Annotated in this window: 13 protein-coding genes and 1 tRNA gene; 3 read left to right on the top strand and 11 right to left on the bottom strand. The window is 48.5% G+C overall.

All coding sequences use genetic code 11. From position 1 onward, the window contains the following. Positions 1 to 222: 222 nt before the first annotated feature. Positions 223 to 3,240, bottom strand: a complete 3,018-nt coding sequence (locus HWQ67_RS04450) for a PAS domain S-box protein (RefSeq protein WP_218251441.1) — start codon at positions 3,238 to 3,240, stop codon at positions 223 to 225. A 336-nt stretch (positions 3,241 to 3,576) separates the two neighbouring features. On the opposite strand from HWQ67_RS04450, the gene HWQ67_RS20415 reads away from it, so the two are divergent. Genes HWQ67_RS20415 through proB form a run of 3 tightly spaced genes read left to right on the top strand, consistent with a single transcriptional unit; the run spans position 3,577 to position 5,201 of the window. Next, positions 3,577 to 3,795, top strand: coding sequence for a DUF4160 domain-containing protein (locus HWQ67_RS20415; RefSeq protein ID WP_425340699.1), 219 nt, complete (start codon positions 3,577 to 3,579; stop codon positions 3,793 to 3,795). 18 nt (positions 3,796 to 3,813) lie between these two features. Beyond that, entirely contained in the window at positions 3,814 to 4,044 is a 231-nt protein-coding gene (locus tag HWQ67_RS04440) for a DUF2442 domain-containing protein (protein ID WP_218251439.1), read from the top strand. 56 nt (positions 4,045 to 4,100) lie between these two features. Further along, positions 4,101 to 5,201, top strand: coding sequence for a glutamate 5-kinase (gene proB / locus HWQ67_RS04435; protein WP_425340698.1), 1,101 nt, complete (start codon positions 4,101 to 4,103; stop codon positions 5,199 to 5,201). A 161-nt stretch (positions 5,202 to 5,362) separates the two neighbouring features. On the opposite strand, the gene HWQ67_RS04430 is transcribed toward proB, so the two are convergent. From HWQ67_RS04430 to HWQ67_RS04385, 10 genes are all read right to left on the bottom strand, one after another. Beyond that, a tRNA-Leu gene (locus HWQ67_RS04430) sits at positions 5,363 to 5,450 on the bottom strand. A gap of 100 nt (positions 5,451 to 5,550) precedes the next feature. Then, positions 5,551 to 6,786 (bottom strand): MFS transporter, encoded by a 1,236-nt coding sequence (locus HWQ67_RS04425; RefSeq protein WP_218251438.1) that lies wholly within the window; start codon positions 6,784 to 6,786, stop codon positions 5,551 to 5,553. After that, positions 6,787 to 7,431, bottom strand: coding sequence for a hypothetical protein (locus HWQ67_RS04420; RefSeq protein ID WP_218251437.1), 645 nt, complete (start codon positions 7,429 to 7,431; stop codon positions 6,787 to 6,789). A gap of 34 nt (positions 7,432 to 7,465) precedes the next feature. After that, positions 7,466 to 7,996, bottom strand: a complete 531-nt coding sequence (locus tag HWQ67_RS04415) for a Uma2 family endonuclease (RefSeq protein ID WP_218251436.1) — start codon at positions 7,994 to 7,996, stop codon at positions 7,466 to 7,468. Continuing rightward, on the bottom strand, positions 7,993 to 8,667 hold the full coding sequence (locus HWQ67_RS04410) for a hypothetical protein (protein WP_218251435.1): 675 nt from the start codon (positions 8,665 to 8,667) through the stop codon (positions 7,993 to 7,995). The genes HWQ67_RS04415 and HWQ67_RS04410 overlap by 4 nt, the downstream gene beginning before the upstream one ends. A gap of 13 nt (positions 8,668 to 8,680) precedes the next feature. Beyond that, positions 8,681 to 9,196, bottom strand: a complete 516-nt coding sequence (locus tag HWQ67_RS04405; RefSeq protein WP_218251434.1) for a type II secretion system protein — start codon at positions 9,194 to 9,196, stop codon at positions 8,681 to 8,683. Positions 9,197 to 9,204: 8 nt separating this feature from the next. Continuing rightward, positions 9,205 to 10,440, bottom strand: coding sequence for an ATP-dependent Clp protease ATP-binding subunit ClpX (gene clpX / locus HWQ67_RS04400; RefSeq protein ID WP_218251433.1), 1,236 nt, complete (start codon positions 10,438 to 10,440; stop codon positions 9,205 to 9,207). A 73-nt stretch (positions 10,441 to 10,513) separates the two neighbouring features. Further along, a complete protein-coding gene (clpP, locus tag HWQ67_RS04395) occupies positions 10,514 to 11,110 on the bottom strand; it encodes an ATP-dependent Clp endopeptidase proteolytic subunit ClpP (RefSeq protein ID WP_218251432.1) in 597 nt (198 codons plus the stop codon). A gap of 3 nt (positions 11,111 to 11,113) precedes the next feature. Beyond that, positions 11,114 to 12,361, bottom strand: a complete 1,248-nt coding sequence (tig, locus tag HWQ67_RS04390; protein ID WP_218251431.1) for a trigger factor — start codon at positions 12,359 to 12,361, stop codon at positions 11,114 to 11,116. A gap of 214 nt (positions 12,362 to 12,575) precedes the next feature. After that, positions 12,576 to 13,517, bottom strand: a complete 942-nt coding sequence (locus tag HWQ67_RS04385) for a chromate resistance protein ChrB domain-containing protein (protein WP_218251430.1) — start codon at positions 13,515 to 13,517, stop codon at positions 12,576 to 12,578. Between the last annotated feature and the right edge of the window lie 327 nt (positions 13,518 to 13,844).

The raw sequence follows: 13,844 nt of genomic DNA, 5'->3' as shown, positions 1-13,844 counted from the left end.
TTACAGTTGATTGATGAACCGTCAAATACGCCTAAACCTAAGAAATTAACACTAAAAGACTTGGAGGTACTGGAGGTATCATGCTTAACTTAACACCTATGGGGCGGAGGGGGTGGGGCACCCCTGCCACAAACCGCCCCCTTCTTTCTTCTTTCGTATATAATTAATTATGGGCAGGTATTTAAAGAAGTGGGGCTGTAGAAAAGTAAGGTCAAAAACTTGCTATTCGTCCTTTTTTGGTATCTCTATGATAAACCGTGCGCCATCTTCAATGTTTACAGCGGACAGTTTACCATGACAGTGTTGTTCCACGATCATCCTGGCCATGTACAGGCCAAGCCCTGTGCCTTGCACCGCTTCCTTGGTCGAGTAATAGGGGAAAAAGATGTTATCCATTATCTCAGGCGATATACCGCCTGCGTTATCCGTGATCTCTGCTATCACATCGGTGTCTCTTTCACGGATGTCTATGGATATCCGGGGATTAGCTATCTCTCTGCCATGCAGGGCATCCACTGCGTTTTCAATGATGCTCAGAAACACCTGGACAAGCTCGTTGACGTAAGTCCTTACAGGGGTCTCTGTTTGACAGTTCAGGTTTAACTCTATCCCCTTGTTCTTTAACTGTTGCTCTATGATGCCTATGGCCTTGTGGATAACAGTGCTGATAGCTGAGACCTCCATGTCTTTATCCGGTTGGAAGAAGGTGCTGAAATCAGTGATTGTTTGCGACATGTGTTGAATCTGCAACTTTATCCTCTCAAGTGAGTCGTTTAACACCGCCTTGTCCAGGGTATCAAACATGGCCTCCAGTTCAAGCCTGTTTACGGAGGCTGCGATTGCCGAAATCGGCTGCCTCCACTGATGGGCTATGATACTCAGCATCTCTCCCATCTGTGCCTGCCTCTCTCGCAGGAGAAAAATCTTGTCTCTGTGCTTCTTTTCGGTGATATCGCTGTTAAAGCCAAACAGCATTATCTCACCGTCCAACTCTATGAATGCCGTACTTACCTCTACGTTTACCCGCTTGCCGTCTCTGTGCCGTAGCACCGTCTCAAACCTGCTGTGACCTGTCTGAAGTACCTCATTTATACGCTCAAGTACCTCCTGTTCGTTCTGCCCTATATCTATAGCCATGATACTCATGTTGCATAACTCCTCCGGTGAATAACCAAGCAAGTTGGCAAATGTCAGGTTGACCTCTCTTATGTGTCCAGCATTATCAACCAGGACAAAACCGTCCATAGAGATGTCAAGTATCATCTTGTTTCTTCTGGCCTGTTTTTCTATTGCCTTTTCAAACGCCGCCCTCGCCCGCTCGCCCTCCATTGTATCCAGCGCAAAGGATATGTCGGCTAAGACCTCTTCCAGCAACCTTATCTCCGACTCCAAAAAGAAGCCCTTTTGCGAAACGCCCAACGAAAGCGTGCCAACCACATCCCCACGCATCATTATCGGAAACGCGGCCACTGAGAGGTACCCCCTCTGAAGTGCATCATCCCTCCAGGCGGCCATGATCGGGTCTGTTGTTATGTCGTTGCAGATTGATGGTCTGGCATCCCTTATGGCCGTAGTGGTTGGACATACCACATTAGGCCTATTGACGGCAGACAACACTATATTGTTTAGCTCCCTCTCATCTATCCCGGCAAAGGCGACTGGCTCTACGAATAAAGTTTCCCGGTCTATCAGCCCAATCCATGCCATTGAGAAGCCTCCATGTTCCAGGCAGGTACGACATATTTCATCAAACAACGTTGTCTCGTCTTTTATGCGCACTATGCTTTGATTTATCTGACTCAACACCGCATAGAGCCGGTTTACCCGAATAAGGCTGGCCTCCATCTCCTTGCGCAATGTGACGTCTTCTATCATTACTATATTGTACAACCATTGTCCCTTGTCGTCCCTGATCATGCTGGATATTGTGTTGTCCCATAATACCTTGCCGGACTTTGTCACATGGCGCTTTTCAATACGGAATGAGTGTATTTCGTTGTTGATCATTTTTCTTACAATATCCACACTCTGATTCAAGTCGTCGGGGTGAGTGATATCTTTAAATGTCATGCCTTTAAGTTCATCCGCTGAGTATTCCAACATCTCACACAGTTGCCTGTTGACGTCGATAAACCTGTAGTCTTTACCGGAGAGGGCTATGCCAATGGGGGCGTTGTCAAACACCTTACGAAAGCGTTCATTGATTTCATACTGCCGCTGTCTGAATACGACATTTCGCTTCTGCCATATCATGGCTATCCCCATCCCGGATAATGCCATCAGCAGGGCAACTATTATTGCCGCAACTTTTGCAAATGCCGCTATCGGTTGGTATATTTCGTCCTGGTCCACCTTGGAGACAATAAACCACTGCGTATCCGACACGGGCATCACTGCCGCAAGCACCAGGTGTCCCCTGTAGTCGTACCCTTCCACGATACCCTGTTGCCCCAGTGCGGCCATCGCCGCAGGAAGTTGCCTATCCCTGTCTATGGGCAGACGAAACACCAGGGCAGTGTCTTTCTTATAGCGAAGTTCGTTTAAAAACACCACGTCACTACCCTCCCGACGTATCAGGAGGGTCTCCGCCGTGTTGCTATCTAACGGCCAGTGTTGGATTAACGAAAACAGTTTCGAGGGGGCTATATGTGCGATGATTGTGCCTATCACATCCCCGGCGGTCTCTCCCGTAACGGGGTCTCTTTCGAATAGGGGTATAACGGCGCTCATTCTGACTACATTGTGTGCATCCAGGTAGAGGTCAGACAGTGCGATGTTCTTGGACGTTATCGCTGCTGCAAGGACGGGTTGGAGGGTTGTGTCTATTGATCCGTATCCCACTGTGCTGCCCTGGTGCGAAGACAAGACGACAGCGCCGTCTCTATCCGTGAGCGTAACCCTGGTGAAATTTTGAGTTTCTTTTATGTGGGTCAATTGTGCAGATAGCACATTCCTCTTTATCTCTGAAGTCCTATCATCCAGATATGCTTGCGTCCGTAAGGCAAGAAATATCTTGTTCTGGACATCAAGCGCATCCCTGATGCGTTCATTTTGCCATGCCACGATCTGCTCAATCTTGAGCTTTGTCAGGGACAATAAGTCCTTCTGTATATGTTCCCTGAGCCGTTCCTTGTAGATGTCAAGTGCAGTATACCCCACAAGGGCAATACAGACACTCAGGATAACGAATATCCATATTGCCACCCAGCCTGAAATACCTTTTCCGTCTTTGCCGGTCATATTTGCACTTTTACGGAACCTCTCATCAATCCTTCAAGAGACGTTGTTGTTGCCTCACTGCCTTAAGTATAACATAACTCCCACCGTCAAGGATTATAGCGCGTTTCGATCGATTGCAATACAAAGAAAGAAGGGGGCGGCTCTGCCTTCTTTTTCGCTCCAGGACGCTCCTGGCCCCCTCAGACCCCCCTGCAAGTGGACCAGTCCCCTTGACCCCATAAAAATGCCATGTATTTTGTATTTAACCCAATCTAAATCTGCTTATGACGATTGCCAAAATGTCCGGTGATATGTTATAACAGTGAATGCATAGAGTAAGTGAGTTTTTTGGGTATTATGATTTCCATTTTCTATGATGATCATAATCCGCCTCATTTTCATGCAATGCATGGAGACAAGAAGGCTATCTTTTCGATAGTCGACTTACGCATTATAGAAGGTGCCTTACCTTTAAGGGCACAATATCTCTTGTCCTTGAATGGGCATTTATTCATCGTGATGAATTGTTGCAGGAATGGGAACTGGCAAGTAAACATAAACCTCTGTTTTGGATAAAACCATTGGAGTAACTTTATGCACAAAGTAAAGAATGTGCGTTATGTTAAGGAATATGTAGTGGAGCTTGAGTTTGAAGATGGTAAAAAGAAGCTTATAGACTTTGAGAAGTATCTATATGGAGAGGTCTTTGTTCCTTTAAAAGACGTTGATACATTCAGGGGATTCAAGGTTGACAGACAGCTCGGTACAATCACATGGGAAACGGGGGCGGATTTTTGTCCGGACACCCTTTATGTCTGTATGTAGGTGATTATTATGGTGTATGAATTGTTTAAGGGAGACAATGTCTCTGCCTGCTGGAAATCAGCGTGAATATACTAGTAATAAAGATTGGAAGCAACATAATAACGGACGATGGAGGTTTGAGCCAGTCGAGGATCAACGCCCTGGCGTCGGACATATCTGCGCTTCACAGCACTGGTTATGCCACCGTAGTGGTGTCTTCCGGGGCGGTGGCTGCGGGCAGGAGCAAGTTGGGGATCAGGGGACGCATACAGGATATCAACCTCAAGCAGGCAGCGGCAGCGGTTGGGCAGAGTTCGCTGGTGCTGGCCTACGAGCGGGCCTTTGGCGCCCACGGCAAGAAGGTGGCACAGGTGTTGTTGACGCGGGATGCGTTTTCAGACCGCAAGCGTTACATAAACGGCAAGAACACGCTTGTCACGCTACTTGGCCTCAACGTCATCCCGATCATCAACGAAAACGATACGGTCTCAATAGACGAGCTGAAGTTTGGCGACAATGACAGTCTGGCTGCGCTTGTGGCCTCGATGCTGGATGCCGGGCGGCTGATAATCCTATCGGACGTTGACGGCCTCTACACCGACGATCCCAGGAAAAACGCTCAGGCCGTCCTGATCCCCACGGTGACAGAGATAACGCCGGAGCTGGAGGCCCTGGCCAAGGGGGCCGGTTCAATATCGGGCACGGGCGGGATGTACTCCAAACTCACTGCCGCAAAGATGGCTACCCGGTGCGGGATCGTCGTCAACATCGTAAACGGCAGGAGGGCTGACCTGTTGAGCAGCGTCTTAAACGGCAGGGTTGCGGGGACGGAATTTACACCCACAGTCAAACGGTATGCCGCACGCAAGGGGTGGATAGCCACGGGCATACGTGCAGTCGGCACGCTGTCGCTGGATGCCGGGGCAGTCAAGGCCATCACCTGCGCAGGCAAGAGCCTCCTGCCGTCGGGAATAACATCGCTGGAGGGCGAATTTGAGCGCGGAGATGCCCTATACTGCGTCAATACCGAAGGCAAGCGCATAGCCAAAGGACTCGTCAACTACTCCCAAAAGGAACTGCAAGCCATCATCGGTCTCAAAACCGATCAGATACAGGCCGTATTGGGATACAAGTACTCTGATGAAGTCATACACCGCGATAACATGATCATACTCTGACGGTAGACTAAAAAAAGGTAATAGTTCACCCCTTATGACAGGGCAATCACATTTGACCGTAAGAGAAAAGAAAGGGGTGGCTCCACTTCTTTTTCGCTCCAGTAGGGGTCAGCGCGTGATACTCTATGATACCTGGTGATACTTCATAGAAGGTTGTTTTTTGGTACCGGAGACCGGACTTGAACCGGTACGAGCATAATGCCCGAGGGATTTTAAGTCCCTTGCGTCTACCCATTCCGCCACTCCGGCTGCCGTGTCAACAGCTTAATACACGCACCTATATAGGGTATCATATGGTAACAAACGCTGTCAATAGCACGAAAAATTATTACATGCCCTCTATCACCGCCTACACTTCGACGTAATCGAGGTCTTTGTCAAAGGTCTCTTCGATATGATAGTTGGCGTAAAATGCAATGAACAGACACAGTCCTCCAACAACCGCCCCCGCACTGAGGATGCCCATGTAGTGCTTTGCAAACTGAAAGACGGCGGTAATGGGTATAACCATGCCTCGGATGAAGTTTGGAACAGTCGATGCCACAGTTGCCCTGATGTTTGTGCCAAACTGCTCTGCTGCGGTGGTGATAAATACCGCCCAATACCCCACGGCAAAACCTATGAACCCACAAAACGTATAAAACACCGAAACACTCACCCCGTCAAGCATAAAATACCCCCCTACGGCAATCGTTGAGAGCACCAGAAACAACAACACGACCTTCTTGCGACTGCGCAGAAACTGACTCAACGCCCCGCTTGCAAAGTCTCCCAAGACAAGCCCCATATAACACGCCATCACGGCCTCGCCGGCACTAACCACACCTGTGATATTCATGGCCATTGCAAACTCCGGCGACAGGATGATCAGGATTCCCACGCAGAACCATATCGGCAGACCGATCAGTATGGCCTTGACGTATTTGAAAAAACGCCGTCGGTCGGTAAACAGGAAAAAGAAGTTGCCTTTACTGATATTACTTGACTCTATCTGCTTATACATTCCGGATTCGTACACACCAAGCCTCATGACAAGCAACGCCATGCCCAGGGCACCACCGGTGAAATACGCCACCCTCCAATCGAAGGTCTTCGCTATATAGTTGCCCAGAATAGCGCCCGATACCCCAACGGTAGCGACAATCATCGTCCCGTAGCCACGCAACTGCCTGGGCAGGGTCTCCAGCACAAGTGTCACACCGGCCCCCAGCTCCCCGGCCAACCCGATGCCGGCAATAAACCGCCACAACGCATAGCCTTCCACAGACTCAACAAACCCATTGGCTATATTGGCGATGGAGTATACAACGATCGACCCAAAGAGTATCTTAACCCGTCCCTTTTTGTCTCCGAGGATGCCCCATAGCACCCCTCCCAGCAGCATACCGGCCATCTGCATGTTAAGCAGGAAAATCCCCGTGCTCATGATATCCGCCCCCTGCACCCCGATGGCCTTAAGGCTCTGCACCCTCACAATCCCAAAGAGGATGAGGTCATAGATATCGACAAAGTATCCCAGTGCGGCAACAACCACAGGGACAGAAACTATACCACTGGTGAAGCTGCCACTCTGAAAGACTTTCATCTATTGCTGATTGTCGTCATCGTCGCTGATGATATCGGTGTTTAGCTTATAGCCATCCCTGAGGATGTCCGTCACAATTTGTTTTGAATCCACGATGCCTCTTGCTACCTTGGTTTTATAGTCGGCGGCATTGTTGAGGTCATAGTGGAAATTGAAGTCAACCCACACGGTGTCTTGTTTTATGGTTACGGAGAGATTGAGGATGCTGTTGTCTACAATGAATCTTCTGTTAATCGTCTGCGACGTCAGCAGATAGCCCAGGCCATTAAAGAACATGGAATCCTCAAAGTCGTACTTAAAGGGCAGTTGAGACAGCGATATGTCTTCAAAACCAAAGTTGAATCCGATTGCCGTCACGGGTGTATATGACAGCAGTTCCAACAGCTTATAGGCGGCCTTTTCCATTTTCAACAGCGACAGGTCGTCATCTTTTAAGGCCATCAGGGTTATCCGATTATGCTCCGGTATGATCGTAAACCCCCCCCCGGTAGACTTGAACCGAAAAGGCATCCCGTATCCCAATGCCACCTCCACCTGGATATCGGCATCGTAAAAGATATTCTCCACCAACCACTCAGGGGTAAACGTCGCCAGATTCCAACTGCCAACTATTACGATTGTCCAGCTATCGGGTTTTATTTTCATACTAGAGTACTACTCATTATCATTAATCTATAGCTCAATTGACAAATATGCCGGCGGCGTCTATTTCCAGACCGTGGATTATCTTTGATTTTACGTAACCGCTTTCCACGGCACAGGAGAATAGTTCGTATACGCCCTGTTCAATCGCAAAGACCTCGATGGCCTCATACTCAGGCATGACAATCCAGTACTCGGGTACCCTATAACGTTGGTAGATAGCTTTCTTGGTTATGGTATCCCTGACCACTGAGGACTTTGATACGACCTCTGCCACCATATCCGGGACCCCTCTTATCCAGTCCTGCACAATGGCCAGATTCTCTTTTTTGATGAACATTACATCCGGCTGGAGTCTGTTAACACCCTCTTCCAGGATAACATCAAGGGGTGTAAAAGGCACTATTCCCAAGTCATTTTCTTTAACATAGCGCCTTAGCTCATCATACAGATTGGCCACAACGCTCTGGTGTCTGTTAAAAGGACTTGGTCCCACGATCTCTTCTCCTTCGATGAGTTCGGTCAGATCAATATCGCTCTCTGGTTCCACGTCAAGGACTGTCATCATAACACCCTGAACATTTGAAGCAATACAAACACCATAAGCACTATGTATATAAAAAACAACACAGTGACCATCGCCCATGATAGATGCCTTGGTTTAGCCGATCCGGCAAAGCCGTCCATTCTGGTAGCACCCGCTTTTGGATAATCAACGCGCTCACGATTATCAGGGCTCTCCAAATAGCCAACAGCGGGGTTAAAGTAGGACGACTCATCGGTAAAAAATGCCTCATCACGCAACCCCTGTTTTCGTTCCATATATCGTGCCTGAAAGTAGCGCAGTTTTAGTTTCATTTGAATCTTCATCGATGAAATTATCCAGTACAGACACGTAAACTCACCAATGACAATGAAAAACAACGATGATATATATATTATATGCACATCCGTCTTGTCCGTGACATAAGCCAGCAAGGCTATGGAAAAAAACAATATGCCGATATTCAAAACCAGATAGGCAAATTCAGTCCACGTCAGACGGTTCTCCATAGCCAGTATCGTTTGCATCAGAGCGATATACTTTTTCTGTGTTGAATGGTCCGCCCTTGGTGACCATCTCTCCGGCTGTCTTTTATCCGGCATTCTTCTTTCCGTTTGTGCCCTCTCTGGTGCCGGCTTGTCTTGTCCTCTCTCTGGCGCCTTCTCTGGTGTTTTCTCTGGTGATTCCTTGCTCACACTGCCTCCTTCATTAATACTTTGCCGTGTCGTTATACAGCGTTGCGCCATCAAGGCCAATTGCGTATACACTTACGGATGTTGCCCAGGAGCTGTTTACAGGGCTTTGTTTCTGCACCATGACAATTTGCCCCGTATATGCCGAAATACCCGAGGCGTCAGTAACTACCACCCACAAAGGTGTACCTACTTTCCATGGCGACTCTTCCCGCAATATCGAGTTTCTGCAATAGGCATATTTTGTTGCAACACCAACTGTTAGCAGCTCCCCTGCGTTGACTTCCTGGCAATCGGCATTTGTCGTGCTGGTGATCTTGCCGGCAGGGTTATAGGCGTAGTCAAGCCAGGATTGCAGATCACCCCGTGCCTCCTTAGCGGCACGCAGAAATACGGTCATCCTTGACCTGTCCCTGATCCCCAGAAAGGCTGCCACCGCTATGGACAACAAAAGACTAATTATAGCGATTACAACCAGAAGTTCCAGGAGAGAGAATCCATTGTTATCTTTCATCGTAATCTTAATCTTCATCGCATTACCTAAGCTGTTTCAGCCTGCTGCTGATATATAAGAATAGGTTTTTCGTTGTGCAAAATCGTTTCCTCCTTTACGATACACTCTTTGATGCCCTCCTGGGAGGGGATTTCGTACATGACATCGAGCATGACCTCTTCAAGGATTGCCCGCAGGCCCCTGGCGCCGGTTTTCTTGTTGATGGCCTTTTTGGCAATGGCGCGCAATGCCTCTTCTTTAAAGAGCAGCCTTACATTGTCAAAGGACAGCAGTTGTTCATACTGTTTTGTCAGTGCGTTTTTAGGCTCTACCAGAATCTGCATAAGAGCGTTCTCATCGAGGGCTTCGAGCGTGGCGATGACGGGCAATCTGCCGACAATTTCGGGTATGAGTCCATACTTGGTGAGGTCTTCGGGGGTTACCTGTGACAGGATGTTTTCCCTGTGGCTTCTGGTGTAGAGTTCGGCGCCAAAGCCAACGGTGCGTTTTCCAACCCGCTGTCCGATCAGTTCATCGAGGCCGTTGAATGCCCCGCCGCAGATAAACAGTATGTTTGTGGTGTCCACCTGGAGGTAGTCTTGATGCGGATGCTTTCTTCCCCCCTGTGGCGGGACGTTTGCTATGGTACCTTCGATGATTTTCAGGAGTGCCTGTTGCACGCCCTCACCGGAGACGTCACGGGTGATGGAGGGGTTGTCGGATTTCCGGCTGATCTTGTCGATTTCGTCGATGTAAACGATACCCTTCTGTGTACGTTCGATGTCGTAATTGGATGCCTGCAGGAGTTTGAGGATAATGTTTTCGACGTCCTCGCCCACGTACCCGGCCTCCGTGAGGGTTGTGGCATCGGCTATGGTAAAGGGGACGTCGAGGTACCGCGCCAGGGTCTGCGCCAGGAGGGTCTTGCCCGTTCCCGTTGGACCGATCAGGATGATATTGCTCTTTTGCAGCTCCACTTCGGTTTCCGTTTGCCTGTATATCCTCTTGTAGTGATTGTGCACGGCTACGGAGATCACCTTTTTGGCCCGTTCCTGACCAATTACATAGTCGTTGAGAAAGCCGTGTATCTTTACAGGGGTTTGCACCCCTTTGAGTTCGCGCTGTGGGAAGCTGATCTTCATCTCCTCTGCGATAATATCGTTACAGAGGTCTATGCACTCGTCGCATATATATACGGATGGACCGGCAATGAGTTTTTTTACCTCAACCTGATTCTTTCCACAAAATGAACATTTAGTCTGTTCATCCTTCTTCTTTGCCATTGAGTCCCTCTCTATCAGAAAATTAATTGTTTATCATATGATAACACAAGTTTAGGCCAAATGCACACGGGGGTCATTTACCGGTGTCCTTGATGGCCGATATCACTTCGTCCACGATGCCATAGCGTTGTGCGTCTGTGGCCGACATAAAGTAGTCCCTGTCGGTGTCTATCTGGATTTTTTCCAGTGGTTGTCCGGTGTGGCTGGCCAGGATGTTGTTGAGGGTTTCCTTCATTTTGAGGATTTCGCGGGCATGGATTTCGATATCCGTGGCCTGTCCCTGGAAGCCTCCCATTGGCTGATGTATCAGGATTCTGGAGTGTGGCAGGGCAAAACGCTTGCCTTTGGCGCCGGCGGCCAACAGCAACGCCCCCATGCTGGCAGCCTGACCCGTGCAGTATGTGGCTATGTCGGGCTTTACGTACTGCATCGTGTCATAGATGGCCATCCCTGACGTCACAACCCCACCGGGGGAGTTTATGTAAAGGTGTATGTCCTTTTCAGGGTCCTCCGTCTGAAGGAACAGTATCTGTGCTATGACGCTGTTGGCGACGTTGTCCTCTATTGCCGAACCGAGAAAGATTATCCGATCCTTGAGCAGGCGCGAATATATGTCATAGGCACGTTCGGTTCTGCCCGTCTGCTCTATTACCATAGGAATGAAAACCATGTGTTATTGTCCCCCTTCAACTGTTTTGGCCTTGGTGTATATCAGGTCGGCGACCTTCTCCCGGAAAAGCGTGTACCTAAGCATCTCCATGGAATCCTCCATGGAACCGTAGTACTGCATCAACGCCTCCGGGGTCATTGACGATGCGTATGCAATTTCGTTTATCCGTTGCCGCATGTCGGCTTCGCTGACGTTGACGTTTTCCTTTTCGCCGATTGTGTCGATGATCAGTTTGGTTTTAAGGCTTCTTATTGCGTCTTCGCTGAATTTCCGGTTTAACTCCTCATCCGGGATGTCTTTTAGTGTCTGTTGCGTCTTTGCCTGTTGCACTATGGTATCGAGTTCTGCTTTCAGTGCAATTGCGGGCAGCTCAAAGTCATATTTTTCCACCATTGATTTAATCAATGCCGCTTTTTGCCGCTTTATGATGTTGTCCTGTGCAAGTTTCTCCATTGTCTCTCTGACCTTGCCCTTGAGTTCATCGAGGGTGTCAACGCCAAGCTCTTTTGCCAGTTCGTCGTCAATTTCGGCTGTGAGCAACTCCTTTACATCCTTTATTGTTATGCGCACATCGGCAACCTTTCCTGCCATGTCGCTGACGGGAAAGTTAGCAGGCAGCGTTGTGTGTACTTCAGCCGTATCATTCTTGCTCTTGCCAAGCAGGGCCATGGAGATATCGTCGGCAGCGGCCTGAGGGGCGACCTTATAATATTGTTCCCCGTACTTTTTGGCGGTTTTAGCGTCCTCCATATCAACCATAACAAGGTCATCGACCTGTATGGGTCTGTCAACCGGGCTGTAGGTTGAGCGGTTACTGGCAAGTGCCTTCACCTGCATTTCAACATCTTCGTCGCTGACCTGTGTAACGACAGGCTCAATGGGCAAGCCCTCATAGACAAGGCCATCGATTGGCGGACGCACCTCCACGTAGCATACGAACTTCAGGTCACCCTTGCTCTGGTAGTCCTTACTCTCAAGTACGGGTGGCGTCAGCGGAGACAAACCCTGTGACTTTATCGTGTTTACGTAATAATCAGGGATAAGCCTATCTAACACTTCGGTCTCCACGTCCCGTCTGTATTTCTTTTCTATTAAGGACATAGGGGCCTTGCCGGGCCTGAATCCTGACAGTCTCGCCTTACTCCTGACCTGTTCCAGCGATTTTTGTACCTCTGCCTCCACCTCTGCTGCCGTGGCCTCAATTGTTATCCTCTTTCTTGTAACCGAAATGTCCTCTACAAGGCTATTCATCCATCCTCCTAAAAAAATTGTTGGTGACTATTGTTATTTCTCTTAGTGTAAAATATTGTACAGGTATTTTTCAATACATGGCTAAATAGGGTAGCACTCCAGTCCGGCGTTGTCAGCTCGCTTAAGCACAGTGACAATGCCATGCTACGAAAACACAAAAGTGGCTTAAATACTGGCTGGTTGTGGTGCTACCCTTTTTTAAGAGGATGCCCTTTTATGTATGTTTTTCAGCGATATAGAGCATTTCAAAGAAATTTATTGCCATATGCAGGGCATCCATGTCGTCCTTGGCCATCCTGCTCAGGCCCATTAACAGACTTTCTATGCCCTTTGTCCGTGGATTGTTGTATTTGCCGTCTCTGATATCGATGTCGTGTACGATTTCGGCTATCTTGTTGAGGGTGCTATCCTTGATACCAAATACCCTGACCAACACCTCAAAGGTGCATAGTTGACCCACATGGGTAAAGTCCCCACCATTGACATCAAACGTCACCGATCCCTTGGCTGCCTCTTCAATCTCATCGGTGTCAACAAACCTGAACACCGCCGAATGGTCTATGTACCTCCTTATCAGCCATGCACAGGCGAACCTGTCCACAAAGGGCTTATTGCGTGTAACCCAAACCTTCAACTGGTAATCCTCTATACGCCTAGGTAGCAGCGATCCCTGAGCCTGAGCATCACGGCTGGAACTCTTCGTGAGGTCTGCCTTAACAGCCGATATCCTCTCCTTGAGATTGATCGCCCCCTTTGCCGAAAAGAAATCGATCTTACGTATGTCTTCAAACTCATCAAAGAGCTTGTTGGTCTGTTCAAGGAGTTTTCGTAGTTTTTTTGCGGTTTTTTCCGGGGGTAACATCCTGACGCCGTTTATGTTTCTTTCAATGGCATCGAGTTTTGCGTCGATGGCCTCGTAGTCTCTATTTCTCTGACTGTTGAACATGTCTATCAATTCGCTGTCTTTAAGCGTCTCAAACCTCTCAACTCGGACAAATTCTCCATCGCCATTGGCAGCCGTCACCTCGCAGAGCAGCCACTGCAGGAACTCATAGTGGGCATCGGAGAAGGGCAGCACGTAGACCGAATTCTTGATCTGCAGGGCGCCGGACCTCGTTAGCCTTCGCCATATCTTGACCCGATTGTTTACAGGCATCGTTGGCACACTATAAAATAGCACGAGCCATTTGCAGGCACTTTCTTGCAGCATGAATCAATCTTATAACAGTTGTTGCAAGATAATCAAGTCAAAAAAATGCACGCCGAAAGTATGGGTAGCACTCTAATCAACCGTGGGTGAGGTGTAAGGTGTTGAAAAAAGTGGGTTTTTGTGTAATAATATTTGTATATAATCACATATACAGAAAGGAGTAGGACTTGGGTTTTGGGTGGGTAGATACAGCATCAGGAAAAAAGCCAATATGGATGCGTGTTTCCAGGGATATGAAAAAAATGGCGTGTATCTACAACTTTAAGACGGGTC

Origin of the sequence: Candidatus Magnetobacterium casense, from assembly GCF_019173545.1 — a bacterium.
GTDB lineage: Bacteria > Nitrospirota > Thermodesulfovibrionia > Thermodesulfovibrionales > Magnetobacteriaceae > Magnetobacterium > Magnetobacterium cryptolimnobacter.
The sequence above is the reverse complement of the archived record's forward strand: the minus strand, read 5'-3'. Positions and strand labels throughout refer to the sequence as shown.